Source organism: Pseudomonas sp. E1BtOHC1 (assembly GCF_058744285.1).
The window spans coordinates 362,776-385,737 of sequence record NZ_CP196023.1 but is presented as its reverse complement, the minus strand read 5'-3'; the positions used below and the strand labels follow the sequence as shown (position 1 = coordinate 385,737).

29 protein-coding genes are annotated in these 22,962 nt (G+C 63.0%); 10 read left to right on the top strand and 19 right to left on the bottom strand.

Annotated features, from left to right (window positions below):
• Positions 1-30: 30 nt before the first annotated feature.
• The 4 genes from ftsY (at position 31) to rpoH (ending at position 4,251) form a co-directional block, all read left to right on the top strand.
• The gene (ftsY, locus tag ACSSVC_RS01795; protein WP_492611938.1) at positions 31-1,596 is read left to right on the top strand and encodes a signal recognition particle-docking protein FtsY; all 1,566 of its coding nucleotides are present in this window, start codon (positions 31-33) and stop codon (positions 1,594-1,596) included.
• On the top strand, positions 1,593-2,264 hold the full coding sequence (ftsE, locus tag ACSSVC_RS01790; RefSeq protein ID WP_011064030.1) for a cell division ATP-binding protein FtsE: 672 nt from the start codon (positions 1,593-1,595) through the stop codon (positions 2,262-2,264). The genes ftsY and ftsE overlap by 4 nt, the downstream gene beginning before the upstream one ends.
• Positions 2,261-3,283, top strand: coding sequence for a permease-like cell division protein FtsX (ftsX, locus tag ACSSVC_RS01785; protein WP_346633247.1), 1,023 nt, complete (start codon positions 2,261-2,263; stop codon positions 3,281-3,283). The genes ftsE and ftsX overlap by 4 nt, the downstream gene beginning before the upstream one ends.
• A gap of 113 nt (positions 3,284-3,396) precedes the next feature.
• Positions 3,397-4,251, top strand: a complete 855-nt coding sequence (gene rpoH / locus ACSSVC_RS01780) for an RNA polymerase sigma factor RpoH (protein ID WP_068575472.1) — start codon at positions 3,397-3,399, stop codon at positions 4,249-4,251.
• A gap of 148 nt (positions 4,252-4,399) precedes the next feature.
• Here rpoH and mtgA read toward each other — a convergent pair whose 3' ends face one another.
• The gene (gene mtgA, locus ACSSVC_RS01775; protein ID WP_492611937.1) at positions 4,400-5,122 is read right to left on the bottom strand and encodes a monofunctional biosynthetic peptidoglycan transglycosylase; all 723 of its coding nucleotides are present in this window, start codon (positions 5,120-5,122) and stop codon (positions 4,400-4,402) included.
• Positions 5,123-5,196: 74 nt separating this feature from the next.
• On the opposite strand from mtgA, the gene ACSSVC_RS01770 reads away from it, so the two are divergent.
• The 4 genes from ACSSVC_RS01770 to trmB all read left to right on the top strand — a co-directional run bounded on the left by ACSSVC_RS01770 (position 5,197) and on the right by trmB (position 7,539).
• Positions 5,197-5,577 (top strand): DUF423 domain-containing protein, encoded by a 381-nt coding sequence (locus ACSSVC_RS01770; RefSeq protein ID WP_346633245.1) that lies wholly within the window; start codon positions 5,197-5,199, stop codon positions 5,575-5,577.
• A gap of 70 nt (positions 5,578-5,647) precedes the next feature.
• Positions 5,648-5,848, top strand: a complete 201-nt coding sequence (gene thiS, locus ACSSVC_RS01765) for a sulfur carrier protein ThiS (protein ID WP_011064025.1) — start codon at positions 5,648-5,650, stop codon at positions 5,846-5,848.
• 161 nt (positions 5,849-6,009) lie between these two features.
• On the top strand, positions 6,010-6,804 hold the full coding sequence (locus tag ACSSVC_RS01760) for a thiazole synthase (RefSeq protein ID WP_007921204.1): 795 nt from the start codon (positions 6,010-6,012) through the stop codon (positions 6,802-6,804).
• A 9-nt stretch (positions 6,805-6,813) separates the two neighbouring features.
• Positions 6,814-7,539: a tRNA (guanosine(46)-N7)-methyltransferase TrmB gene (gene trmB / locus ACSSVC_RS01755; protein ID WP_346633244.1), complete on the top strand. Its 726-nt coding sequence runs from the start codon at positions 6,814-6,816 to the stop codon at positions 7,537-7,539.
• Positions 7,540-7,633: 94 nt separating this feature from the next.
• On the opposite strand, the gene ACSSVC_RS01750 is transcribed toward trmB, so the two are convergent.
• The 11 genes from ACSSVC_RS01750 to ACSSVC_RS01700 form a co-directional block, all read right to left on the bottom strand.
• On the bottom strand, positions 7,634-8,182 hold the full coding sequence (locus tag ACSSVC_RS01750) for an RNA 2'-phosphotransferase (protein WP_346633243.1): 549 nt from the start codon (positions 8,180-8,182) through the stop codon (positions 7,634-7,636).
• A 70-nt stretch (positions 8,183-8,252) separates the two neighbouring features.
• On the bottom strand, positions 8,253-8,576 hold the full coding sequence (locus tag ACSSVC_RS01745; protein ID WP_011064021.1) for a DUF3392 domain-containing protein: 324 nt from the start codon (positions 8,574-8,576) through the stop codon (positions 8,253-8,255).
• Positions 8,577-8,585: 9 nt separating this feature from the next.
• Complete coding sequence (hemW, locus tag ACSSVC_RS01740) at positions 8,586-9,788, bottom strand: radical SAM family heme chaperone HemW (RefSeq protein WP_346633242.1); 1,203 nt, start codon at positions 9,786-9,788, stop codon at positions 8,586-8,588.
• Positions 9,785-10,381, bottom strand: a complete 597-nt coding sequence (gene rdgB, locus ACSSVC_RS01735; protein WP_492612547.1) for an RdgB/HAM1 family non-canonical purine NTP pyrophosphatase — start codon at positions 10,379-10,381, stop codon at positions 9,785-9,787. Before rdgB ends, hemW begins: the two co-directional genes overlap by 4 nt.
• Positions 10,378-10,812: a DUF4426 domain-containing protein gene (locus ACSSVC_RS01730; protein WP_492611936.1), complete on the bottom strand. Its 435-nt coding sequence runs from the start codon at positions 10,810-10,812 to the stop codon at positions 10,378-10,380. Before ACSSVC_RS01730 ends, rdgB begins: the two co-directional genes overlap by 4 nt.
• 26 nt (positions 10,813-10,838) lie before the next feature.
• On the bottom strand, positions 10,839-11,459 hold the full coding sequence (gene metW, locus ACSSVC_RS01725) for a methionine biosynthesis protein MetW (protein WP_123726659.1): 621 nt from the start codon (positions 11,457-11,459) through the stop codon (positions 10,839-10,841).
• Positions 11,460-11,466: 7 nt separating this feature from the next.
• The gene (gene metX, locus ACSSVC_RS01720; RefSeq protein WP_346633240.1) at positions 11,467-12,606 is read right to left on the bottom strand and encodes a homoserine O-succinyltransferase MetX; all 1,140 of its coding nucleotides are present in this window, start codon (positions 12,604-12,606) and stop codon (positions 11,467-11,469) included.
• 163 nt (positions 12,607-12,769) lie between these two features.
• Positions 12,770-13,063 carry a DUF167 domain-containing protein gene (locus ACSSVC_RS01715; protein ID WP_404937845.1) on the bottom strand — a complete coding sequence of 98 codons (294 nt, stop codon included), beginning with the start codon at positions 13,061-13,063 and terminating at the stop codon, positions 12,770-12,772.
• On the bottom strand, positions 13,063-13,650 hold the full coding sequence (locus tag ACSSVC_RS01710; protein ID WP_123726657.1) for a YggT family protein: 588 nt from the start codon (positions 13,648-13,650) through the stop codon (positions 13,063-13,065). The genes ACSSVC_RS01715 and ACSSVC_RS01710 overlap by 1 nt, the downstream gene beginning before the upstream one ends.
• A 24-nt stretch (positions 13,651-13,674) precedes the next feature.
• Positions 13,675-14,493: a pyrroline-5-carboxylate reductase gene (proC, locus tag ACSSVC_RS01705; RefSeq protein ID WP_346633238.1), complete on the bottom strand. Its 819-nt coding sequence runs from the start codon at positions 14,491-14,493 to the stop codon at positions 13,675-13,677.
• Between the two features lie 34 nt (positions 14,494-14,527).
• The gene (locus ACSSVC_RS01700) at positions 14,528-15,226 is read right to left on the bottom strand and encodes a YggS family pyridoxal phosphate-dependent enzyme (protein ID WP_404937844.1); all 699 of its coding nucleotides are present in this window, start codon (positions 15,224-15,226) and stop codon (positions 14,528-14,530) included.
• Between the two features lie 183 nt (positions 15,227-15,409).
• On the opposite strand from ACSSVC_RS01700, the gene ACSSVC_RS01695 reads away from it, so the two are divergent.
• Complete coding sequence (locus tag ACSSVC_RS01695; RefSeq protein ID WP_346633236.1) at positions 15,410-16,444, top strand: type IV pilus twitching motility protein PilT; 1,035 nt, start codon at positions 15,410-15,412, stop codon at positions 16,442-16,444.
• Between the two features lie 86 nt (positions 16,445-16,530).
• On the opposite strand, the gene ACSSVC_RS01690 is transcribed toward ACSSVC_RS01695, so the two are convergent.
• Positions 16,531-17,154: a C40 family peptidase gene (locus ACSSVC_RS01690; protein ID WP_346633235.1), complete on the bottom strand. Its 624-nt coding sequence runs from the start codon at positions 17,152-17,154 to the stop codon at positions 16,531-16,533.
• A gap of 251 nt (positions 17,155-17,405) precedes the next feature.
• Between ACSSVC_RS01690 and ACSSVC_RS01685 the strand changes: the two genes are divergently transcribed.
• The gene (locus ACSSVC_RS01685; protein WP_492611935.1) at positions 17,406-17,825 is read left to right on the top strand and encodes an NINE protein; all 420 of its coding nucleotides are present in this window, start codon (positions 17,406-17,408) and stop codon (positions 17,823-17,825) included.
• Positions 17,826-17,885: 60 nt separating this feature from the next.
• Here ACSSVC_RS01685 and ACSSVC_RS01680 read toward each other — a convergent pair whose 3' ends face one another.
• The 6 genes from ACSSVC_RS01680 to ACSSVC_RS01655 all read right to left on the bottom strand — a co-directional run bounded on the left by ACSSVC_RS01680 (position 17,886) and on the right by ACSSVC_RS01655 (position 22,880).
• Positions 17,886-19,157 (bottom strand): dihydroorotase, encoded by a 1,272-nt coding sequence (locus ACSSVC_RS01680; RefSeq protein WP_346633234.1) that lies wholly within the window; start codon positions 19,155-19,157, stop codon positions 17,886-17,888.
• Positions 19,154-20,158, bottom strand: a complete 1,005-nt coding sequence (locus ACSSVC_RS01675; protein WP_011064007.1) for an aspartate carbamoyltransferase catalytic subunit — start codon at positions 20,156-20,158, stop codon at positions 19,154-19,156. The genes ACSSVC_RS01680 and ACSSVC_RS01675 overlap by 4 nt, the downstream gene beginning before the upstream one ends.
• Before the next feature lie 25 nt (positions 20,159-20,183).
• Positions 20,184-20,690, bottom strand: a complete 507-nt coding sequence (gene pyrR, locus ACSSVC_RS01670) for a bifunctional pyr operon transcriptional regulator/uracil phosphoribosyltransferase PyrR (RefSeq protein ID WP_346633233.1) — start codon at positions 20,688-20,690, stop codon at positions 20,184-20,186.
• A 116-nt stretch (positions 20,691-20,806) separates the two neighbouring features.
• Positions 20,807-21,244 carry a Holliday junction resolvase RuvX gene (ruvX, locus tag ACSSVC_RS01665; protein ID WP_346633232.1) on the bottom strand — a complete coding sequence of 146 codons (438 nt, stop codon included), beginning with the start codon at positions 21,242-21,244 and terminating at the stop codon, positions 20,807-20,809.
• Complete coding sequence (locus ACSSVC_RS01660; RefSeq protein ID WP_102862072.1) at positions 21,244-21,813, bottom strand: YqgE/AlgH family protein; 570 nt, start codon at positions 21,811-21,813, stop codon at positions 21,244-21,246. Before ACSSVC_RS01660 ends, ruvX begins: the two co-directional genes overlap by 1 nt.
• Positions 21,814-21,980: 167 nt before the next feature.
• Positions 21,981-22,880: a TonB family protein gene (locus ACSSVC_RS01655; RefSeq protein WP_346633231.1), complete on the bottom strand. Its 900-nt coding sequence runs from the start codon at positions 22,878-22,880 to the stop codon at positions 21,981-21,983.
• Positions 22,881-22,962 lie beyond the last annotated feature (82 nt).

Genomic DNA, 22,962 nt, shown 5'->3' with positions numbered 1-22,962 from the left:
GCGCATCGCTACCTTGAGATAGCCGTCTCCATGTTTGGTTCCAACGACGACAAAAAGACCCCAGCCGCGGCTGGCGAGAAGAAAGGCCTGTTCGGATGGCTGCGCAAAAAGCCGCAGGAACCCGTCGTCGAACAGCCGCAAGTGCCTGTCGAGCCGGCGTCGGCTCCTGCCATTGAATCCGCACCCAGCATCGCCCCGGCCGAACCGGTGGTGCTGCCGATCGCCGAACCGGTGTTGCAACCCCGGGTCGAGGCTGAGCCGGTAGCGGCCGCCGTGCCTGAGCTGCCGTTGACCCCACCCACGGAGCACAAGCCCTGGCCGCCTCTGCCGGTGGCGGAAGAGCCGGTGGCACTGGTGGAGGACGCTCAGGCGGAACATGTCACTCCACCGATTCCAGCCCTGACCGCTGCGCTTGAACCGCTGGTCGAAGCCCCGGTTGTCGCCCCGGCTCCGGTGTTCGAAGCGCAAACCCCGGTAGCACCGGTATTCGTTGCGCCGGAGCCTGTTGCTCCTGCTCCTGCTCCTGCTCCTGCTCCTGCTCCTGCTCCTGCTCCTGCTCCTGCTCCTGCTCCTGCTCCTGCTCCTGCTCCTGTAGCCGAGCCGGTTGCCGTGGCTGCGCAGGCCGAGCCCGTCGCCGAGCCTGTTCGCTCCAGTGAAGAGAGCAAGGTCGGTTTCTTCGCCCGGTTGAAGCAGGGCCTGTCCAAGACCAGTGCCAGCATCGGCGAAGGCATGGCCAGCCTGTTCCTGGGCAAGAAAGCCATTGATGACGAACTGCTGGAAGACCTGGAAACCCGTCTGTTGACGGCTGACGTCGGGGTCGAAGCGACTTCGGTGATCATCCAGAACCTGACCCAGAAGGTGGCGCGCAAGCAGCTCACCGACTCCGACGCGCTGTACGCCTCGTTGCAGGCTGAACTCACCGGCATGCTCAAGCCGGTGGAGCAGCCGCTGAAAATCGTCGCCCAGAACAAGCCCTTCGTGATCCTGGTGGTGGGTGTCAACGGCGCCGGCAAGACCACCACCATCGGCAAGCTGGCGAAGAAGCTGCAGCTGGAAGGCAAGAAAGTCATGCTGGCGGCCGGCGACACTTTCCGCGCCGCGGCGGTGGAGCAACTGCAAGTCTGGGGCGAGCGCAACAAGATCCCGGTCATCGCCCAGCACACGGGTGCCGATTCCGCCTCGGTGATCTTCGACGCCGTCCAGGCTGCCAAAGCCCGTGGTATCGATGTGCTGATCGCCGACACGGCGGGGCGCCTGCACACCAAAGACAACCTGATGGAAGAGCTGAAGAAGGTTCGCCGGGTGATCGGCAAGCTCGATGCCGACGCGCCCCACGAGGTGTTGCTGGTGCTGGACGCCGGTACCGGCCAGAACGCCATCAACCAGGCCAAACAGTTCAACCAGACCGTGGAGTTGACCGGTCTGGCCCTGACCAAGCTCGATGGCACCGCCAAGGGCGGGGTGATCTTCGCCCTGGCCAAGCAATTCGGTCTGCCGATCCGTTATATCGGGGTCGGTGAAGGCATCGATGATTTGCGTATTTTTGAAGCAGAACCCTTTGTCCAGGCACTGTTTGCCGAGCGGGAGCGTTCATGATTCGTTTCGAACAGGTCGGTAAGCGCTATCCCAATGGCCACGTTGGCCTGCATGAGCTGAGCTTTCGCGTCCGTCGCGGCGAATTCCTGTTTGTCACCGGCCATTCCGGCGCCGGTAAAAGCACCTTGCTGCGCCTGCTGCTGGCCATGGAGCGCCCGACTACCGGCAAATTGCTGCTGGCGGGCCAGGACCTGGGGCAGATCAGCAATGCACAGATCCCTTTCCTGCGGCGGCAGATCGGCGTGGTGTTCCAGAATCACCAGTTGCTGTTCGATCGCACGGTCTTCAACAACGTCGCGCTGCCGCTGCAGATCCTTGGTCTGTCCAAGGCGGAAATCGCCAAGCGCGTGGATTCGGCCCTGGAGCGGGTGGCCTTGTCGGACAAAACCGATCTCTACCCGGGTGATCTGTCCACCGGTCAGCAACAGCGCGTGGGTATTGCTCGGGCCATCGTCCATCGTCCAGCTCTGCTGCTGGCGGACGAACCCACGGGTAACCTCGACCCGCGTCTTGCGGCGGAAATCATGGGCGTGTTCGAAGACATCAACCGCCTGGGCACCAGCGTGCTGATCGCCAGTCACGACCTGGCGCTGATCGCCCGCATGCGTCACCGCATGCTGACCCTGCAACGCGGCCGATTGATCGGCGACGGGGAGGCCGGCGTATGAGTGCCACACGTACCCCTAAAGTGGCGGAGCGCGTAGCGCCCAAGGCATCCGAAGCACCGCCACCGAAGAAAAAACGCGACGAGGATGACGGTCCGGATTTCGGCACCCTGCTACACGCCTGGATCGAAAGCCATCGTGCCAGCTTGCTGGACAGCCTGCGGCGCCTGGGCAAACAACCCATCGGCAGCTTCTTTACCTGTCTGGTGATGGCCGTGGCCCTGAGCTTGCCCATGGGGCTGTCGTTGCTGCTCAACAACGTCGAGCGCCTGGGCGGCTCCTGGCAGCGGGCAGCGCAGATTTCGCTGTACCTGGATCTGGGGGCTTCTGCCAGCGAGGGCGAGAAGCTTGGCGAAGAGATCAAGGGCCTGCCCGGTGTGGCGGATGCCGAGTTCATCAGCAAGGAAAAGGCTCTGGAAGAGTTCCAGCAGCAGTCCGGTTTGGGTGAGGCTTTGCGCGAGCTGCCCCACAACCCGCTGCCGGGCGTAGTGCTGGTAACCCCGAACGAAGTGGACAAGGCAACCTTGGAGGCCTTGCGCCAGCGGTTGTCGGAAATGCCCAAGGTGCAACTGGCGCAGTTGGACCTGGTATGGGTCGAGCGGCTGGCGGCCATCCTCAAGCTGGGGGACCGCTTTGTCTTCGGCCTGACGGTGCTCCTGGTTTCTGCATTACTTTTGGTGATAGGCAATACCATTCGTCTTCATATTGAAAACCGCCGCACAGAGATAGAAGTGATTAAACTCGTCGGCGGCACAGACAGCTATGTGCGACGTCCCTTCCTTTATATGGGCGCGCTGTATGGCTTCGGTGCGGGGATTCTGTCCTGGGGCGTACTGGCGTTCGGCTTGAACTGGCTGAACGACGCGGTGATCGGCTTGGCCGGCTTGTACGGCAGTGATTTTGCCCTTGCGGGGGTGCCGGTTGCCGATGGTCTATCGCTCTTGCTTGGTGCGGTGCTGTTGGGTTATATCGGTGCGTGGATTGCGGTGGCCCGCCACCTGAGGGAGCTGGCACCGAAGTAATGTCTTTTTGCTTGTATTGACCTTTCAGAATATTTGGGAACTTGTTTCGCGGTTTCCGGTCAATTTTCGCAGTGCTGAACTGCACGAGTTATGTGAGTCGGAGGTTTTTTCGTATGACCACTTCTTTGCAACCTGCTTACGCATTGGTTCCAGGCGCAAACCTGGAGGCTTATGTGCACACGGTGAACAGCATTCCATTGCTGACGCCCGAGCAGGAGCGTGAACTGGCCGAGAGTCTCTACTATGAGCAGGATCTTGAGGCGGCTCGGCAGATGGTGCTCGCCCACCTGCGTTTTGTCGTACATATCGCCCGTAGCTATTCCGGCTATGGGTTGGCCCAGGCTGACCTGATCCAGGAAGGCAACGTTGGCCTGATGAAAGCCGTGAAACGCTTCAATCCGGAAATGGGTGTGCGTCTGGTGTCCTTTGCGGTGCACTGGATCAAGGCGGAAATTCACGAGTTCATCCTGCGTAACTGGCGGATTGTGAAAGTTGCGACCACCAAGGCTCAGCGCAAGCTGTTCTTCAACCTGCGTAGCCAGAAGAAACGTCTGGCCTGGCTGAACAACGAAGAAGTGCATCGCGTGGCTGAGAGCCTGGGCGTGGAGCCCCGCGAAGTGCGGGAGATGGAAAGCCGTCTGACCGGCCAGGACATGGCCTTCGATCCGGCTGCTGAAGCGGATGACGACAGCGCCTTCCAATCGCCGGCCAACTACCTGGAAGATCATCGCTACGACCCGGCGCTGCAGCTGGAAGATGCCGATTGGAGCGACAATTCCACCAACAACCTGCACGAAGCGCTGGAAGTGCTGGATGAGCGCAGCCGTGACATCCTCTACCAGCGCTGGCTGGCAGAAGAGAAAGCCACGCTGCATGACCTGGCGCAGAAGTACAACGTTTCGGCCGAGCGTATCCGCCAGCTGGAAAAGAGCGCGATGAACAAGCTGAAACTGTCCATCGCCGCTTGAGATTGCCAGGCACCACGCAAAACGCCCCGATCAACTCGGGGCGTTTTTGTTTGTGCGGTTGTCGTAGGAGCCGGCATGCCGGCGAATCCCCAGCCCAGCACCCAACTCGAACATGCTCAAGAAGAGCCGGCGCAAAGCCAGATCCGGGTTACTCCGCCCAGGGCGCCCTGCGCGACTCGTTCAGCCGATTCAGGTAATCGGCGCCACCCAACTGGCTCATCTGCCGCCGAACCCAGCCCGCCCGCTGCATCACGTAAGTGCTGGGCCGTGCTGCGCTCCACACCCTTGGATTGGGCAGGACAGCGGCCAGCAAGCTGGCTTGCTGGCGCGACAGGTTGGCCGCGCTGACACCGAAGTGATGGCGCGCCGCGGCTTCTGCCCCGAATACCCCTTCATCCCATTCGACACTGTTGAGGTAGACCTCAAGAATCCGCTGCTTGGGCCAGAACACCTCGATCAGCGCGGTGAACCAGGCTTCCAGCCCCTTGCGCAGGTAGCTGCGGCCGGACCAGAGGAACAGGTTTTTCGACACTTGCTGGCTCAAGGTGCTGGCGCCACGGATCGAGCCGCCCCTTTCGTTGTGGATCAACGCTGCCTGGATTGCATCGATATCGAAGCCCCAGTGCTCGGAGAATTTCTGATCCTCGCCGGCGATCACCGCCACCTTGAGGTTGTCGGAGATTTCATCCCAAGGCTTCCAGGTGCGCTGCAGGTCGATGGGATCGTTGTCGATCCAGGACTCGACCTTGCGTTCCACCATCAGGGCGGTGCCCGGTGGCGGCACGAAACGGAACAGCAGCACCAGCAGCACGCTGCCGACCACGAACCACATCAAGGCTTTTACAAGGCGACGAAACAGATAACGCAGCATAGAGATGGCTTGGCCGAACCCGTTGAGCGCGCCATTATACAGACCCTTTGCGCTGAATCTGACTGGAGTTCCTCATGTTGCGTGGCTTCCTGATGTTGGCCGCTTTCTTCGGTTTCACCGGGGTCGCCCTCGGCGCCTTTGCCGCTCACGGTCTGAAAAACCGCCTGAGCACCGAGTACCTGGCTATTTTTCATACAGGGGTCACTTACCAGTTGGTGCATACCCTGGCGCTGTTCGGCGTCGCCTTGCTGGCGGCCCATATTCCAGGGCGGCTGGTGACTTGGGCCGGCGTTGCGTTCACCCTGGGCATTCTGCTGTTCTCCGGTAGCCTGTATCTGCTGACCCTGAGCGGCATCAGCAAGTTGGGCATCATCACTCCCTTCGGTGGTCTGGCGTTCCTCATTGGCTGGTTCCTGCTGGGCCTTGCCGCCTGGCGCTTGCAAGGTGCCGGCTGACGCTTGTAGCTGACCTTTAGGTCATGATCGGGCTAGAATGCTGGCCCCTAAAAATGATGGCGGCCTTGGCATGCGCATTCAGTTGAACGGTGAATCCTTTGAACTGCCCGACGGCTCGACCGTTGCGGCCCTGCTGAGCCATCTTGAACTGACCGGACGGCGGATCGCGGTGGAACTCAATCTGGATATCGTTCCGCGCAGCCAGCACGCCGAGACCGCTCTCAACGAGGGCGACCAGGTGGAAGTGGTCCACGCCATCGGCGGCGGCTAGTCACTGGCGTCAATCGCGCTGCCACTTACCTGTGCAGCGCTCTGGCCCGGCTCCGGGCCTCTTCCATGGAAGAAGCGTTCACCGGCCCCGGAATGAGGGCTCCAGCGCCCCGGGCCTGAAAAAGAATTCTGCAAGAACCTCACCCCAACAGAGGATTTCCGATGAGCAACGTTCGTAGTGACAAGCCTTTCGTCCTGGCCGGTCGGACGTACCAGTCGCGTTTGCTGGTAGGCACCGGCAAGTACCGCGACATGGAAGAAACCCGCCTGGCCATCGAGGCCTCGGGTGCCGAGATCGTCACCGTCGCCGTGCGCCGGACCAATATCGGCCAGAACCCGGGCGAACCGAACCTGCTGGATATCCTGCCGCCGGATCGCTACACCATCCTGCCCAATACCGCCGGCTGCTATGACGCCGTGGAAGCCGTGCGCACCTGTCGCCTGGCCCGCGAACTGCTGGACGGCCACAACCTGGTCAAGCTGGAAGTTCTGGCCGACCAGAAGACCCTGTTTCCCAACGTACTGGAAACCCTCAAGGCCGCCGAAGTGCTGGTCAAGGAAGGTTTCGACGTGATGGTCTACACCAGCGATGACCCGATCATCGCTCGCCAACTGGCGGAAATGGGCTGCATCGCGGTCATGCCCCTGGCGGGCCTGATCGGCACCGGGCTGGGGATCTGCAACCCGTACAACCTGCAGATCATCCTCGAAGAAGCCAAGGTCCCGGTGCTGGTGGATGCCGGTGTCGGTACCGCCTCCGACGCCACCATCGCCATGGAGCTGGGCTGTGAAGCGGTGCTGATGAACTCGGCCATCGCCCATGCGCAGCAACCGGTGCTGATGGCCGAAGCCATGAAACACGCAATTGTCGCGGGCCGCCTGGCGTACCTCGCCGGTCGCATGCCGAAGAAACTCTATGCCAGCGCCTCCTCGCCGCTGGATGGTCTGATCAAGTAAGAGCCATTGATGACTGAATCAAACGACACGCCAATCGAGCCGGAAGCCGGCGACGAGCGCCAACACCGCCGTATCAAGAGTTTCGTGATGCGCGCCGGGCGCATGACCGAAGGCCAGCAACGTGGCCTGGACCAGGGCGCGCCGCTGTACGTGCTGCCCCTGGCCGATGCCCCAGTGGATTACGACCAGGTGTTTGGCCGTTCGGCGCCGCGCTCCCTGGAAATCGGCTTTGGCATGGGCCACTCGCTGCTGGAAATGGCGGCGGCGGCCCCGGAGCAGGATTTCATTGGTGTGGAAGTTCACCGTCCGGGCGTCGGTGCGCTGCTCAATGGCGTGCTGACTCAGGGCCTGACCAACCTGCGGGTCTACGATTGCGACGCCATTGAAGTGCTCAATCGCTGCATCGCTGACAACAGCCTGGATCGGCTGATGCTGTTCTTCCCCGATCCGTGGCACAAGAGCCGGCACCACAAGCGCCGCATCGTCCAGGCCTCCTTCGCTGAGCTGGTGCGCAGCAAGCTCAAGGTTGGCGGCATTCTGCACATGGCCACCGACTGGGAGCCCTATGCCGAATACATGCTGGAAGTGATGAACGTCGCTCCGGGTTACCGCAACCTGGCCGAAGACGGCAAGTGCGTACCGCGCCCGGCCGAACGTCCGATCACCAAGTTCGAGCGTCGCGGCGAGCGCCTGGGTCATGGCGTGTGGGATCTGAAGTTCGAAAAGCTGGCCTGAGCCACGCGGACCCGCTGTTGTAGGAGCTGGCCGGGCGGCGTTCCGCTTGCCGGCGAAGAGCCCCGCAAGGACGCCTTCGCCAGCAAGCTGGCTGCTACAGGGCTTTGATGAAACTGACCGGCACCTGGTCGGTCAGCCACACCCCATTCTCTGCCTGATAGAAGGTGAAGCCCTGAGCCTGCATGGCCTGGGCGTCGATCTGCAGGATCACCACCTTGCCGTAACGCTGGCCCACGGCCTTGGCGGTTTCGATTTCCTGGGACAGGTGCACGTGGTGCCGTGAACCCGGGATCAGCCCTTTCTCATTGATCGAATCCATGAAGCGCGTGGCGGTGCCGTGGTAGAGCACGGCAGGCGGTTGCTTTGCCTCAAGCTGCAATTGCACGGTCTTGTTGGAATGCCCCTGAACGGCACGTATCCGCTGGCCGTCAGCCGAGAGGGCGAAGCGCTTCTTGTCGTTGCCTTCGACGACCAGCTCGATCAGTTCCCGGCTCAGTTGCCGGCCATCTCTGGCCGCACCCTCGATCAGCTGGCCGATATCCCCCCAGCCTTCACTGTCCAGCTCAAGGCCGATGGCCTGGGGCTCGTGGCGCAGCACGTAGCTGAGGAACTTGCTGGTTTCCTCGATGACTTTCTTGCTCATGTTCTTCCTTGATAACGGGGGCAGCCGTTGGATTGCGCTCGCCGGCAAGCCGGCGAAGGGGCCCTGCGAATCAGCGACGATCAGCGACCACGCCAATCAGCACCAGCACCACCAGCAGCACCGGCGCCAGGCTGTAGTTGTTGAACTGGCTCAGGCCGCGGACGATCCACGGCGTGGCATAGATCAGCGCCAGCCCGCTGCCTACCATGCACAGCAGGGCCATCAGCGGTACGCGCAGGGCACCGGCTATGCCGCCCAGGCGTTGCTCGACCCAGCCCTTGATGTCCGCGCCGAACAGCACCAGCAGGCAGCCCACCAATGCCAGGGCGATTTCCGAGAGGTTGCTGCGACTCCAGCGGGACACGGTGGCAAGCAGATCGAGTACCAGATCCATGTGATTTCCTTAGATCAGAAAGTATTGCAGCAGGTCATTGAGGAAGAGTTGCCCGCGGGCCGTGGCCGCCAGGCGTGACGGTTCGACCTGCAACAAGCCGCTTTGTTCGGCCTGGCGCCGACCTTCGGCAAGACTGGCCAGATCCAGGCCAGTGCGTTGGGCGAATAGCGCCGCGTCCACACCGTCGGTAAGGCGCAGGGCGTTCATCAGGAACTCGAACGGCAGCTCCTCGTTGCTCAGGGCCTTCTCGCCGGCCTTGAACGGCTTGGCCGGGTTCAGGTAATCCTTGGGCAGGCGGGTCTTCCAGGTGCGCAAAATGCGCCCGTCCGGGTGGCTGAGCTTGCCATGGGCACCGGCACCGATGCCGATGAAGTCGCCGAAGCTCCAGTAGTTCAGGTTGTGCCGCGCAGCGCGCCCGGGTTGGGCGTAGGCCGAGACTTCGTACTGGGCGTAGCCATGCTCGGCCAGCAGTGCCTGGCCGGCTTCCTGGATATCCCACAGGGTGTCGTCCTCCGGCAGCACCGGCGGCTGGTTCCAGAACACCGTGTTGGGCTCCAGGGTCAGCTGGTACCAGGACAGGTGGGTCGGCTTCATGGCGATGGCTTGGCGCAGATCGCCCAGAGCATCCTCCAGGGACTGATCCGGCAAGCCGTGCATCAGGTCCAGGTTGAAGTTGTCGAACCCGGCCTGGCGTGCCATGCCGGCGGCGCGTATCGCTTCGTCACCGTTGTGGATGCGGCCCAGGGCCTTGAGCTTCTGTTCCTGGAAGCTCTGGATGCCGATAGACAGGCGGTTGATCCCCAGGGCGCGATAGGCGGTGAATTTCTCTTGCTCGAAAGTCCCGGGGTTGGCTTCCAGGGTGATTTCGATGTCGCTGGCAAACGGGATGCGCTGTTCCACGCCCTTGAGCAAGCGGCCCAGGGCTTGGGCGCTGAACAGGCTCGGGGTGCCGCCGCCGAAGAAGATCGAACTCAGCTCGCGGCCATGGACAGCGTGCAGGTCCAGGTCGAGGTCGGCCAGCAGGGCGTCGACGTACTCTTCTTCCGGCAGCGTCGGGCTGGCGGCGTGAGAGTTGAAGTCGCAATAGGGGCATTTGCGTACACACCACGGGATGTGGATGTACAGCGCCAGGGGCGGCAATTGGGGCAGCGCCGCCCGGGGCGTTTGCGCGCCGCCGAGAATCAGCGGCGACGCGGATCGGTCTTGGCTCATTTCAGGCCCAGGCGTTGCCGCAGAATGGCCATGGCGCGGGCGCGGTGGCTGAGCTGGTTTTTCTCCACGGGGCCCAGTTCGGCGCTGGAGCAGTCACGTTCCGGCACCCAGAACAGCGGATCGTAGCCGAAACCGTGTTCGCCACTGGCGACAGTGAGGATGCGCCCGTGCCACAGGCCTTCGCAGAGGATCGGCAGTGGATCGTCGGCGTGCCGCACCAGGGCCAGGACGCAGACAAACTGCGCGCCGCGCTGCGCTTCGGGTACGTCCTTCAAGGCTTCGAGCAACTTGGCGTTGTTCGCCGCATCGTCCTTGCCGTCGGCATAGCGCGCCGAGTAGATGCCCGGCGCGCCGCCGAGGAAGTCCACCGCCAGGCCCGAGTCGTCCGCCAGTGCCGGCAGGCCGGAAATACGCGCGGCATTGCGCGCCTTGAGGATGGCGTTTTCGACGAACGACAGACCGGTTTCTTCCGGCTCGACGCTGCTGAACTCGCCGATCGAGCGCAGTTGCACCGAGGCGCCGAGCATGGCCTGGAGTTCTTTGAGTTTGCCGGCGTTGTGGCTGGCCAGTACGAGTTGCGTGAGGTTCATTATTCGCCCGGGAATAGCTCTTGGTTGAAGCTGAAGCTGTTGGTGTCACCACCCGTTTGCACAGTGATGGTGAACGTACGGTTTTCCTGCTGTTCCACCGGGAACTGGGCGATGTAGTAGATCGCGCCCTGTTCGGTGATCTGGCGGAACTTCAGCGGGATGCTCTTGCTGGTCAGGTCCTTGACCGTACCGCTGACCTGGCCGAGCAGCGGTTTGCCGTCCTTGATCAGGGACACGTTGATCACGCCCTGGTTCTTGCTGCGGATCAGCTCCGCCGCCCTGGCGATGTCAGGCTGCAGGTAGGTGGAGTTGAAGGTGTTGTAGTGCACGGTGATGTCGCCAAAGACTTCCTGGCGCTCGCCCTTGATCGGGTCCGCGGCCAGGGCGCTGAGGCTCAGGCAGGCGGCCAATAGAAATGTAACCAGACGTCCCATGGTGGTTCTCCTCGATGCAACGTGGTTTATACCGCGACCTTGTGATCCTGCAGGCCGGGACTGCTGACGCGGTAGATGCCGATCTCTCCCAACAGATTAGGCCATAGCTTACTGGCCCACCCGTGGCGGTGTTGTTGATCGACGGCAAGTCGGTTGATCACCCGGGCTTCACGCTCGCGGCACAGCTCTTCGAAGTCCTCGAAGGTGCAGAAGTGGATGTTCGGCGTGTTGTACCAGGTGTACGGGAGGAATTCCGAGACCGGCATCCGACCCTTGCTGGCCAGGTACCAGCGGCAGCGCCAGTGGCCGAAGTTGGGGAAGGTGATGATGCACTGGCGGCCGACCCGGAGCATTTCGTCGAGGATCTTGTCCGGGTAGTGCACGGCCTGCAGGGCCTGGGTCATGACCACGATATCGAAGCTGTTGCTGGCGAAGTTGCCCAGGCCCTTGTCCAGGTCCTGCTCGATGACGTTGATGCCCTTGGCCACGCACTCGGCGATGTTGTCCGGGTCGTTTTCCAGGCCGTAGCCGGTGACTTGCTTGTGTTCCTGCAGCCAGCTCAGCAGCTCGCCGTTACCGCAGCCCAGGTCGAGGACGCGGCTGCCGGCGGGGATCCATTCCTGGATGATTTCCAGATCGGCTCTCATCGTGTCCTCACAAGGTAATGCGGTTCATGTAGTGACTAAACGCCTGCAGGTAGCGCGGGATCGGGATCAGGAAGGCGTCGTGCCCCTGGGGTGCGTCGATCTCCAGGTAGCAGACGTCCTTGCGTGCCGCCATCAGCGCGTCCACCAGCTCCCGGGAACGGGCAGGGGAGAAGCGCCAGTCGGTGGTGAAGGACATCACGCAGAACTTGGCGGTGGCATGGGCGAAGGTCTTGGCCAGGTCGTCGTCGCAGTTCGCCGCCGGGTCGAAGTAGTCCAGGGCCTTGGTCATCAGCAGGTAAGTGTTGGCGTCGAAACGCCCGGAGAACTCCTCGCCCTGATAGCGCAGGTAGCTTTCCACCTGGAACTCGACGCTGTGGAAGTCGTAGTTGAGCTTCTCGCTCTTGAGGCCACGGCCGAATTTCTCGCCCATGGAGTCATCGGACAGGTAGGTGATGTGCCCCACCATCCGCGCCAGCATCAGCCCGCGCTTGGGGATCACCCCTTGTTCCTGGAACGAGCCGCCGTGGAATTCCGGGTCGGTGAGAATCGCCTGGCGCGCCACTTCGTTGAAGGCGATGTTCTGCGCCGAGAGCTTGGGCGCCGAAGCAATGGCCAGGCAGTGCCGTACCCGGTCCGGGTAGGTGATGGTCCATTGCAAAGCCTGCATGCCGCCCAGACTGCCGCCGATCACTGCGGCCCACTGGCTGATGCCCAAGCGATCCGCCAGGCGCGCCTGGCTATGGACCCAGTCTTCTACAGTCAATACCGGGAAGTCGGCGCCGAAGGGCTTGCCGGTGTCCGGATTGAGGCTGCTGGGGCCGGTGGAACCGTTGCAACCGCCGAGGTTGTTGAGGCTGACCACGAAGAACTTGTTGGTGTCGATGGGCTTGCCAGGGCCGATGCAGCTGTCCCACCAACCGGGTTTGCGGTCGTCGACGCTGTGGTAGCCGGCGGCGTGATGATGGCCGGACAGGGCGTGGCAGATCAGCACCGCGTTGCTGGCGCTGGCGTTGAGCTCACCATAGGTTTCGTAGATCAGGTCGTAGGCCGGTAGCGCGCGTCCGCAGGCCAGGGCCAGAGGATCGCTGAAGTGCGCTATTTCTGGCGTGACCAGACCAACAGAATCGGGGGGAAAGGCAGTTGGCATCGACCCTGCTCTCATTTAAATGAGGCGTAAGTCTAAAGACCGCTGCTCCCAGCGGCAAGCAAAGCCCGGGGCTGTGTTTGGTTGGGAAAAATGGCGCGGGAGGTTCGCTGGCAAGCCAGCTCCTACCGCGGACCTGGGGCGCAGGAGCCAGCTTGCCGGCGAATCAGACGGGGCGCCCCAGCCCCGGCAGATCCGGCAGCTTTTTCGGCGCTTGCAGGCGCACGCGCTTCTGCCGATTCAATTCGCCACTGACCAGGCTGACGTTGCTCTTGGGAATACCGAAAGCCTTGGCCAGGAACGCCATCAAGTGAGCGTTGGCCTTGCCTTCCACAGGCGGGGCGGTGAGGCGGATCTTCAACCGCTCCCCATGCAGGCCAGCGAACTCGTCGCTGCTGGCCTTGGGTTGCAGGTGACAATCGAGGATCAGATCGTCACCGTCCCAGCGGAAATAGCTCATCAGATCAGCCCGAACAACTCAGGGGGCATGAAGGTGTAGAACGCCATGCGTGGAATCAGCCACTGCTGCACCAGCTGAATCACGATGAAGGCCAGGATCGGCGAGATGTCCAGGCCGCCCAGGTTGGGCACGATGCGCCGGAACGGGGCCAGCAGCGGCTCGCTGATCTGGTAGGCCAGTTCTGCGCCCGGGCTCTGGCTGCCAGGAGCGACCCAGGACAGGATCACGCTGATGATCATGGCGAAGAACCAGATCTTCAGGAACAGCGCGAAGATGCCGATTGGCGCCCACAGCAGCAGTCCCAGGGCATTGAAGGAGATGTGGCTGAGGGTAAGGATGATGGCGAACAGCGCCATTTGTACGATCAGGGCCAGGACCAGCGAGGACATGTCGAGCCCGAACATGCTGGGGATCACCCGGCGCAGGGGCTTGAGCAGTGGCTGGGTGGCACGCACGATGAACTGGCAGATAGGGTTGTAGAAGTTCGCCCGTACCACTTGCAGCATGAAGCGCAGCAGGACCACCAGCAGGTAAAGGCTGCCCAGGGTCTGAATCACAAAAATGGCAGCGTCGTTGAGTCCGAACATTATCGATTCCTTTGTAGGGGCGAGTTAACGACCGAGTTGTTCGGCCATTTCGGCCGAGCGGTGCGCGGCGGCACCCAATGCTTTTTCCACCAGGGCTTCAAAGCCGTTGGCCTGGAACGATTTGATCGCGGCTTCCGTGGTGCCGGCCGGTGAAGTCACGCGGCGGCGCAGCTCGGCGGCGTCGACGTCACTGGACACCGCCATGTGGGCCGCCCCCAGGGCAGTCTGCAGGGTCAGTTGGGCGGCGGTTTCCCGAGGCAGGCCGAGCTTTTCGCCAGCGGCGGTCATGGCTTCGATCAGCAGAAAGAAATACGCCGGACCGCTGCCGGATACTGCGGTCACTGCGTCCAGTTGCTGCTCTTGATCCAGCCACAGGGCGATGCCCACGGCGGACAGCAGTTCCTCGGCCTGATGGCGCTGCTCGGGGCTGACCTGGGCGGTGGCATACAGGCCGCTGACGCCCTGGCGCAGCAGTGCCGGGGTGTTGGGCATGCAGCGCACGATCGGTTGCTCGCCGAGCCAGTGGTTCATGCTGGCGCAGGTGATGCCGGCGGCGATGGAAACCACCAGTTGGTGGGGCTGCAGGCTCGGGCGCAGGGCTTCGCACACGGCTTTCATGGCCTGGGGCTTGACCGCCAGGACGATCACGTCGACGCCGGCGATGGCTTCGGCGTTGTCGGCGAATACCTGGATGCCGTGTTCGGCAGCCACCTTGGCCCGGGTTTCGGCGCCGGGGTCACTGGCACGGATCTGTGCTGCCTCAAGGCCTTTGGCCCGCAGGCCACCGATGAGGCTGGCCGCCATGTTGCCGGCACCGATAAAAGCGATACGAGTCGTGTTCATGACAGGTCCTTATGAGAGGTCAGTGTCAGTCGCATCAGGACTGACTGTAGTCGCGGGCACCAAACAGCGCGGTACCGATCCGCACCCAGGTGGCGCCTTGGGCGATGGCCGCTTCGAGATCGTGGCTCATGCCCATGGAAAGGGTGTCCAGGGGCAGCTTGAGGCTGTCCCGCAGTTGGTTGTTCAAGGCCTGCACCGCAGCGAAGGCGGCTTCCTGGGCGGTACGGTCCTCGGTGGGCTCGGGAATCGCCATCAGCCCACGCAGTTGCAGGCGTGGCAAGGCGCTGATGGCGCTGGCCAGGGCCGGCAGGTCGGCCGGAGCACAGCCGGACTTGCTGGCTTCGCCACTGACATTCACCTGGATGCAGATGTTCAGCGGCGGCAGCTCGGCAGGGCGTTGCTCGGACAGGCGTTGTGCGATTTTCAAGCGATCCACGGAATGCACCCAGGCAAAATGCTCGGCAATGGCGCGAGTCTTGTTCGACTGAATGGGGCCGATGAAGTGCCAACTCAAGGGCAGGTCCGCCAGTTCCTGCTGTTTGCCCAGGGCTTCCTGCAGGTAGTTCTCGCCGAAGTCCCGTAGGCCGGCGGCATAGGCTTCGCGCAGGGCGGCGGCGGGTTTGGTCTTGCTGACGGCCAGCAGCAGGACGCTGTCCGGGGCACGCTGTACGGCCTGGCAGGCGCTGCGGATACGCTCGGCTAGCCGGGCAATGTTGTCTGCTATCGTGGACATTCGATTTCGTCTCAAAAGTACCGGCGACCGGGAGCCTGTGACCTTGGCCGCCAACCGCCGCATGAATCCACCAGACCCTGATTATCGACCGGCCCGAGCATCGCTCGAGGGCCGCGCGGGTCATTGCCCGGGATAGCGGGCGGGTCTGAAGCTCGCGGCATTCTACTGGAATTGGGGGGCACTATGGACATCACCGAACTCCTGACCTTGAGCGTTTCCCGGGGCGCTTCTGACCTGCATCTGTCTGCCGGGCTGGCGCCGATGTTGCGCATTGATGGCGATATTCGTCCGCTCGACAGCCCGGCTCTGGATGCACAGCAGGTGCTGGCCCTGATGCATGGCCTGATGAGCGAGCCACAGCGGCAGGCGTTCGCCAGCCAGCAGGATCTGGACTTCGCCTACGAACTGCCGGGCGTGGCGCGGTTCCGGGTCAATGCCTTCCAGCATGCTCGGGGAGCGGGGGCGGTGCTGCGCTTGATTCCGTCACGGGTGCAGAGCCTGGAGGCGTTGGGACTGGGGCAAGTGTTTCAGCAGATTGCCGAGGCGCCCCGAGGGCTGGTGCTAGTCACCGGGCCCACCGGCAGCGGCAAGTCCACCACCCTGGCGGCGATGATCGATCACCTGAACCAGCATCGGCAGCAGCACATCCTCACCCTTGAAGACCCCATCGAGTTCATTCATCCGCAGAAAAGCTGTCTGATCCACCAGCGTGAAGTGCCGCGCGATACCCGCAGTTTCGCCACCGCCTTGCGTGCGGCGCTGCGCGAAGACCCTGACGTGATTCTGCTGGGAGAGTTGCGTGACCTGGACAGCATTCGCCTGGCCCTGACTGCCGCCGAAACCGGGCATCTGGTGTTCGCCACCCTGCACACTTCATCCGCGGCCAAGAGCATCGACCGGCTGGTGGACGTGTTCCCGGGGGAAGAAAAGGCCCTGGTGCGCTCGATGCTGGCCGAGTCGCTGCAGGCGGTCATTGCCCAGGTGTTGCTGAAGAAGATCGGCGGTGGTCGGGTGGCGGCGCACGAAATCATGCTGGGCAATGCGGCGATCCGTAACCTGATCCGCGAGGACAAGGTGGCGCAGATGTATTCGGCGATCCAGACCGGTGGAGCCCAGGGCATGCGCACCCTGGACATGAGTCTCAAGGCATTGCTGGGGCAGGGGCTGATCAGTCGAGAGCAGGCGCGGGAGCAGGCACGGATGCCGGAGAGCTTTTGACAGGGCTGGAAATGCAATCGCCGGCAAGCCGGCTCCTACAGGTGGGCGTAGGAGCCGGCTTGCCGGCGAATGGGCGAATCAGCAGATTAGCGCTGCACGACCCGCAGAGGCGCGTGTTCCTTGGGCAGGACCCGCTTGGCAACCACGTAGTGGCTCTGCCAGTAGGGTTTCTTCAGGGTGTCGATGGTCACCGCCTTGCCGCGCCGCGGGGCATGGATAAAGCGGTCTTCGCCCAGGTAGATGGCGACGTGGTTGACCTTGCGGCTCTTGATGTTGAAGAACAGCAGATCGCCCGGCTTCAAGTCCTTGCGCTCGACCTTCTGTCCGTGGCCGCTGGCCATGGCGTTGGAGGTGCGTGGCAGGTCCACGGCGGCGACGTCATTGAAGGCGTAGCGCACCAGGCCGCTGCAATCGAAGCCTTTACTTGGGCTGCTGCCGCCCCAACGATAGGGGGTGCCCAGTACATTGACCGCACGGCTGAGGACAGTAGTGCTTGGCCGGCCGGCGTTGTTGGCCACCAGCTTGCTGTCGGCCTTGCTCAGGCGGGTGGGGTGTTTGATGGTGGTCTTGTTCTTGGCGGTGACCGTCGAAACATGGGATTTCGGGGTGTAGCCATTAACGTTGGGAAGTCGTTGCTCACGGTTGGTGGCGTGGGCGGCCAGTGGCATTAATAGGCAAATGGTTAGCCATGTCTTGAAAAATGGTCGCATTAGGCAAGGCTCTTATTTGGTTTGCGCGCAACTTTATAACAGCTTTCAGGTCACTTCCGTGGCCGTTTGTCGATTCAACCTTGGGGTCAACTTCGGCAAAGAGGTGGCAACTTGACGCAGAAAACCGTCAGAAGTCAGGCAGTACAAGGCTTTGACGGAACAGAAGGTAACATTGTCCACACGTCGAAAGCCTGTAAAAAAGTCACAAAGTTTTTAAGAATATTTATCTATCACCCAGTAAGAGGCTCTTAATGAACACCTATCGTCAGGATGCATCCACCCATGACACCCACAGCAAGGTAATCGGTTACCTGTTGTGGATTTTCGGTTTTACCGGCGCTCACCGCTTCTATTACGGCAAGCCGGTGACCGGGACCATTTGGTTCTTCACCTTCGGTCTATTGGGCATTGGCTGGCTGATCGACTTGTTCCTGATCCCGTCCATGGACCGGGAAGCGGACCTTCGGTTCACCGCAGGTCCTGTGGAATACAGCGTGGCCTGGATTCTACTGACCTTCCTCGGAGTCTTCGGCGTACACCGCATGTACCAGGGCAAGTGGCTGAGCGGGGTGATCTACCTGTTCACCGGCGGCCTGTTCTTCCTGGGAGTGCTGTACGACTTCTGGACCCTGAACGATCAGGTCTCCCTGGAAAACGCCAAATGCCGCTGACGGATCAAGCCGGCCCCACGTAGGAGCCGGCTCGCCGGGTGAACACAGGCGCTGCGGGCCTCAGCCCTGATAGCTGATATGCCCATCCACCAGGGTGTAACGCACCGTCCCCGGCAGGCTATGGCCGAGGAACGGGCAGTTCTCGCCCTTGGACAGCCAGCGCTCGCCGGCCACGGTGGAGCTGGCCGGGTCGAACAGCACCAGGTCCGCTGCACCACCTTCCACCAGCTTGCCCGCCGGCAGGCGCAATGCCTCGGCCGGACCGGCGCTGAGGCGCGCCAGCAGGGTCGGCAGGTCCAGCAAACCGTCCTGAACCAGGGTCAGGGCCAGTGGCAGCAGCAGCTCGACGCTGCTGATGCCCGGCTCAGTGGCACCGAATGGCGCCAGCTTGGCATCGCGTTCATGGGGCTGGTGATGGCTGGAGATGGCTTGCACCACCCCGGACTTCACCGCCTCACGCAGGGCATCACGATCGGCCCGCGAACGCAGCGGCGGTTGCACGTGATACAGGCTGGAGAAGTCGATCAGCGCCTCATCGGTCAGGATCAGCTGATACAGCGCCACATCGGCGGTCACTGGCAGGCCGCGGGCCTGGGCCTGGGCAATCAGTTCCACGCCCCGGGCGCTGGTCAGTTGGCTGAAGTGAGCACGCACGCCGCTTTGTTCCACCAGCAGCAGGTCCCGGGCCAGGGCCACGGTTTCCGCGCTTTCGGGAATCCCCGGCAAGCCGAGGAAACTCGCGGTGGGGCCTTCGTGGGCCAGGCCGCCTTCGGCCAGGTCGCGGTCCTGGGAGTGGAAGATCACTGTCAGGTCGAAGGTGGCGGCATATTCCAGGGCACGGCACAGGGTGCGGGTGCTGCGGAAGCCTTCAAGGCCATTGCCGAAGGCCACGCAGCCGGCGTCGCGCAGGGCAATCAGCTCGGCCAACTGTTCGCCTTCCAGGCCCTTGCTCAAGGCCCCGATGGGGAAGACTTTGCTGTTGCCGGCTTCCCGGGCGCGGTCGAGGATCAGTTCGGCCACGGCCGAGGTATCCAGTACCGGTTTGGTACGCGGCGGGCAGCACAGGCTGGTGACGCCACCGGCAGCGGCGGCGCGGGTTTCGCTGGCAATGCTGCCCTTGCGGCTGTAGCCCGGCTCGCGCAGGGCGACGCTCAGGTCCACCAGGCCGGGCGCGGCCACCATGCCCTTGGCGTCGATGCTAGTGACGGCATTGAAGCCGCCGGGCGCGGCGCCGATGGCAACAATCTTGCCGGCTTCCAGGTGTAGATCGGTGGTTTGATCCAGGCCACTGCTTGGATCGATGACGCGGGCGCCGAGAATGCTGAGCTTCACTGGGCGTTCTCCTGCTCGAATTGTCGCTGGGCGGTCTGCCCGCTCATGGCCATGGACAGTACCGCCATGCGCACTGCAATGCCGTAGGTCACCTGGTTGAGGATCACCGAGTGCGGACCGTCGGCCACCGCCGACTCGATCTCCACACCGCGGTTGATCGGGCCCGGGTGCATGACGATGGCGTCGGGCTTGGCCCCGGCCAGGCGTGCGGTGGTCAGGCCGAACAGGCGGTAGAACTCGCCTTCGCTGGGCAGCAGACCGCCCTGCATGCGTTCACGCTGCAGGCGCAGCATGATCACCACGTCCACATCTTTCAGGCCTTCGGTCATGTCGGTGTAGACCTTGACCCCGTACTGTTCGATGCCGATGGGCAGCAGGGTTTTCGGTGCGATCACGCGAATGTCCGGGCAGCCGAGGGTCTTGAGCGCCAGCATGTTGGAGCGCGCCACCCGCGAGTGCAGGATGTCGCCGACGATGGCCACCGAGAGGTTCTCGAAGCCGCCCTTGTGTCGGCGGATGGTCAGCATGTCGAGCATGCCCTGGGTCGGGTGGGCGTGACGGCCGTCGCCGCCGTTGATGATCGCCACCTGGGGGCACACGTGTTCGGCGATGAAGTGTGCGGCGCCGGAATCGCCGTGGCGTACCACGAACATGTCGGCGGCCATGGCTTCCAGGTTGCGCAGGGTGTCCAGCAGGGTTTCACCCTTGCTCGCCGAGGAGGTCGAGACGTTCAGGGTGATCACGTCCGCCGACAGGCGCTGTGCCGCCAGTTCGAAGGTGGTGCGGGTACGGGTGGAGTTCTCGAAGAACACGTTGCACACGGTCTTGCCGCGCAGCAGCGGGACTTTCTTTACCGCCCGGGCGCCGACTTCGAGGAAGGAGTCGGCGGTGTCGAGGATTTCTGTCAGCAGCTCGCGGTTCAGGCCGTCGAGGGACAGGAAATGGCGCAGCTGGCCCTGATCGTTGAGCTGCAGCGGGCGCTTGGCGTCTAGAGGCGTCATCGCAATGGACTCTTAAAAGGGCGAGTTAGAGGGCGAGGTCTTGGAGCTCGAGTTGAAGCGGCGCAGGACCGGACAATTTTACCCGCTCGTGGGCGGCCAGCGACAGGGTTGCACCCACCACATTCGGACGAATCGGCAGCTCGGCGGCGTTCAGGTCCAGTAGGCAGACCAGGGTCACGCTGGCCGGGCGGCCATAGTCGAACAGCTCGTTGAGGGCCGCGCGGATGGTCCGGCCGCTCATCAGCACGTCGTCGATCAGCACCAGATGCTGACCCTCGATCTCGAACGGCAGCTCCGAAGGGCGAACTTGCGGGTGCAGGCCGTTCTGGCTGAAGTCGTCACGGTAGAAGGACACATCCAGGGTGCCCAGGGGCGCGTCGCTGCCCAGGGCTTCCAACAGGGCCTGGGCCACCCAGACGCCACCGGTACGGATACCGATGAAGCGCGGCTCGCTGATGGCGCGCTGGGTCAGGTGGGCGTTGAGATCAGCGGCCATCTGGCTGATCAGGGCGGCGGGATTGGGCAGGCTCATGGTGGCTCCTTCGTGGGCTCGCGCCTGCTGCCGGGCAGCAGGGCACGGGAACTTACGGCTGGTGTTGGGCCAGGAGGCGCGCAGCTTGGGGCCGCGCATCTTCAGGATTCTGGGTCTCAGGTATTCAACAGCGTGGCGTTTTCGTCGAGCCAGCCCTGCAGTAGCAGGGCCGCGGCGATGGCGTCCACCGGGTTGTCGCGGTAGCTGCCTTTCTGCCCGCCCCGGGCCAGGCGTTCGCCCTTGGCCTCGAAGGTGGTCAGGCGTTCATCGTGGGTATAGAAGGGCACGTTGAAGCGGCCGTTCAGGCGCCGGGCGAACTTCTCGGCGCGCAGGCACATGTCGCTGGGGCTGCCGTCCATGTTCAGGGGCAGGCCCACCACCACGGCGTCGGGTTTCCATTCCTCGATCAGGGCTTGCACCTGATTCCAGTCGGGCACACCGTTCTGCGCCTTCAAGGTACACAGCTCCCGGGCCTGGCCAGTGATGGCCTGGCCCACGGCGACGCCGATCTGCTTGGTGCCGTAGTCGAAGCCGAGGATCAGTCGCAAGGCCATCAGGCGTGCCCCGCCTGGCTGGTGAGCAGGCTGAGGTTGACCCCCAGGTGCCGGGCGGCGGCTTCCAGGCGCAATTCGCTGCTGGTGTTGAACAGGATGTCGGCGTCGAAGGGGCAGGTCAGCCAGGCGTTGTCCGCCAGTTCGGCTTCCAGCTGCCCGGCTTCCCAGCCGGCATAGCCCAGGGCGATCAGGCTCTTGGCCGGGCCCACGCCGTCGGCGATGGCGAACAGCACATCCTGGGAGGTAGACAGGGACAGCCCTTCGAACTCCACCGTGGCCTGGTAGATCGGGCCGTTGGGGTGCAGGACAAAGCCGCGATCGGTCTGCACCGGGCCGCCGCTGAAGATCGGCACATGCTGGCACAGCAGCGACGGTTCTTCGTCGGGGCGCAATTGTTCAAGGATATCGGCCAGGCTCAGGTCCAGGGGCCGATTGATCACCAGGCCCATGGCGCCGCTGGCATTGTGCTCGACGATATAGGTCAACGTCTGGGCAAAATTCGGGTCGGCCATATGCGGCATGGCGATCAGGAAGTGATGCTTGAGATAGCTGGGGCTGACATTTTTCATGAGCGCTAGTGTGGCGGTGGCGGGCCCGGCTGACAAGCGCAACCCTGTGCAGGCGCTGGCTTGCCAGCGAATGCGGCATTGAGGTTTGTTTCGGTCTGGCGTGCCTCTTCGCCGGCAAGCCGACTCCTGCGGGGAGCGTTGGCGTTTATGCCTGCCCGGCGGGGGGATCAGTTGCTGGACAGTTTGTCGCCCCGGGCGAAGCGCCAGGTGCGGATGATTTCCAGGCGGTCGATGTCCGACAGGTCGCCGGTAAAGGGCGCGAACGGCGCCGCCAGGCGCACGATGCGTTGGGCGGCCTGGTCCAGCAGCGGCTGGCCGGAGGACTCCAGCACCAGCACTTCGTACAGGGAACCGTCGCGGTTGATCGAGACCATCAGCCGCAAATTGCCGTAGATCTGCTTGCGCCGGGCTTCCTCGGGGTAGTTGAGGTTGCCGATGCGCTCGACCTTCTTGCGCCATTCGTCCTTATACCAGGCGCCCTTGTCGCGCATGGTGGAGGCGGCGCTCAGGCGGTGGATGCGCGGGCGTTTGGCATACAGCTGCTGTTCGTTGGCCAGTTCGGCTTCCAGGCTGGAAATCTCGCTGGACAGTTGAGAACTGTCGAAGCTCGGGGTGTCGGCCTTGGGCGTCGGGTCCTTCTTGACCTCTTCACGCTGGGTCACGGTCTTTTTCGGCTTGGGCGCCGTCGTGGCGACGGCGGCCTTGGGCGCGGCTTCCTTGACTTCAGGTTTGACCGACGGCGGCGGCACGACCTTTTTCACCGAGTTGTCCTGGAAGGGGGCGACTTCGGTGGTTTTCGGAATGGCCTTCTTGTCCAGGGTGCCGCTGCCTTCCTGGTTGTCCTGGGCGAGGAAATCGGCCTTCTTCGGCTTGGTCTCGCTCTTGAAGGTGGCCAGGGTGATTTCCAGGGTCTTGCTGATCGCTTTGGGTTCGGCGAAGGAAAAGCCCAGGCCGAGGATCAGTGCCAGGTGCAGGAGCGCCGCCAGGAACAGGGTAAATCCCAGGCGATCGGCCGCGCGCACGCCGCTATGGGCCAGCTCGGGGGGCAGATCGGACGGGAGGCTCATCGACGGTTCGACATCACAGGAGGCATTACACAACCAACATCACGGTTTCACAGGCGGCGCATGATAACGCAATGTTGGTTGG

Excerpts from the sequence above, each read along its gene's own strand:
- ftsY (WP_492611938.1), top strand. The coding sequence starts at position 31 with ATGTTTGGTTCCAACGACGACAAAAAGACCCCAGCCGCGGCTGGCGAG.
- ftsE (WP_011064030.1), top strand. The coding sequence starts at position 1,593 with ATGATTCGTTTCGAACAGGTCGGTAAGCGCTATCCCAATGGCCACGTT.
- ftsX (WP_346633247.1), top strand. The coding sequence starts at position 2,261 with ATGAGTGCCACACGTACCCCTAAAGTGGCGGAGCGCGTAGCGCCCAAG.
- rpoH (WP_068575472.1), top strand. The coding sequence starts at position 3,397 with ATGACCACTTCTTTGCAACCTGCTTACGCATTGGTTCCAGGCGCAAAC.
- mtgA (WP_492611937.1), bottom strand. The coding sequence starts at position 5,122 with ATGCTGCGTTATCTGTTTCGTCGCCTTGTAAAAGCCTTGATGTGGTTC.
- ACSSVC_RS01770 (WP_346633245.1), top strand. The coding sequence starts at position 5,197 with ATGTTGCGTGGCTTCCTGATGTTGGCCGCTTTCTTCGGTTTCACCGGG.
- thiS (WP_011064025.1), top strand. The coding sequence starts at position 5,648 with ATGCGCATTCAGTTGAACGGTGAATCCTTTGAACTGCCCGACGGCTCG.
- ACSSVC_RS01760 (WP_007921204.1), top strand. The coding sequence starts at position 6,010 with ATGAGCAACGTTCGTAGTGACAAGCCTTTCGTCCTGGCCGGTCGGACG.
- trmB (WP_346633244.1), top strand. The coding sequence starts at position 6,814 with ATGACTGAATCAAACGACACGCCAATCGAGCCGGAAGCCGGCGACGAG.
- ACSSVC_RS01750 (WP_346633243.1), bottom strand. The coding sequence starts at position 8,182 with ATGAGCAAGAAAGTCATCGAGGAAACCAGCAAGTTCCTCAGCTACGTG.
- ACSSVC_RS01745 (WP_011064021.1), bottom strand. The coding sequence starts at position 8,576 with ATGGATCTGGTACTCGATCTGCTTGCCACCGTGTCCCGCTGGAGTCGC.
- hemW (WP_346633242.1), bottom strand. The coding sequence starts at position 9,788 with ATGAGCCAAGACCGATCCGCGTCGCCGCTGATTCTCGGCGGCGCGCAA.
- ACSSVC_RS01730 (WP_492611936.1), bottom strand. The coding sequence starts at position 10,812 with ATGGGACGTCTGGTTACATTTCTATTGGCCGCCTGCCTGAGCCTCAGC.
- metW (WP_123726659.1), bottom strand. The coding sequence starts at position 11,459 with ATGAGAGCCGATCTGGAAATCATCCAGGAATGGATCCCCGCCGGCAGC.
- metX (WP_346633240.1), bottom strand. The coding sequence starts at position 12,606 with ATGCCAACTGCCTTTCCCCCCGATTCTGTTGGTCTGGTCACGCCAGAA.
- ACSSVC_RS01715 (WP_404937845.1), bottom strand. The coding sequence starts at position 13,063 with ATGAGCTATTTCCGCTGGGACGGTGACGATCTGATCCTCGATTGTCAC.
- ACSSVC_RS01710 (WP_123726657.1), bottom strand. The coding sequence starts at position 13,650 with ATGTTCGGACTCAACGACGCTGCCATTTTTGTGATTCAGACCCTGGGC.
- proC (WP_346633238.1), bottom strand. The coding sequence starts at position 14,493 with ATGAACACGACTCGTATCGCTTTTATCGGTGCCGGCAACATGGCGGCC.
- ACSSVC_RS01700 (WP_404937844.1), bottom strand. The coding sequence starts at position 15,226 with ATGTCCACGATAGCAGACAACATTGCCCGGCTAGCCGAGCGTATCCGC.
- ACSSVC_RS01695 (WP_346633236.1), top strand. The coding sequence starts at position 15,410 with ATGGACATCACCGAACTCCTGACCTTGAGCGTTTCCCGGGGCGCTTCT.
- ACSSVC_RS01690 (WP_346633235.1), bottom strand. The coding sequence starts at position 17,154 with ATGCGACCATTTTTCAAGACATGGCTAACCATTTGCCTATTAATGCCA.
- ACSSVC_RS01685 (WP_492611935.1), top strand. The coding sequence starts at position 17,406 with ATGAACACCTATCGTCAGGATGCATCCACCCATGACACCCACAGCAAG.
- ACSSVC_RS01675 (WP_011064007.1), bottom strand. The coding sequence starts at position 20,158 with ATGACGCCTCTAGACGCCAAGCGCCCGCTGCAGCTCAACGATCAGGGC.
- pyrR (WP_346633233.1), bottom strand. The coding sequence starts at position 20,690 with ATGAGCCTGCCCAATCCCGCCGCCCTGATCAGCCAGATGGCCGCTGAT.
- ruvX (WP_346633232.1), bottom strand. The coding sequence starts at position 21,244 with ATGGCCTTGCGACTGATCCTCGGCTTCGACTACGGCACCAAGCAGATC.
- ACSSVC_RS01660 (WP_102862072.1), bottom strand. The coding sequence starts at position 21,813 with ATGAAAAATGTCAGCCCCAGCTATCTCAAGCATCACTTCCTGATCGCC.
- ACSSVC_RS01655 (WP_346633231.1), bottom strand. The coding sequence starts at position 22,880 with ATGAGCCTCCCGTCCGATCTGCCCCCCGAGCTGGCCCATAGCGGCGTG.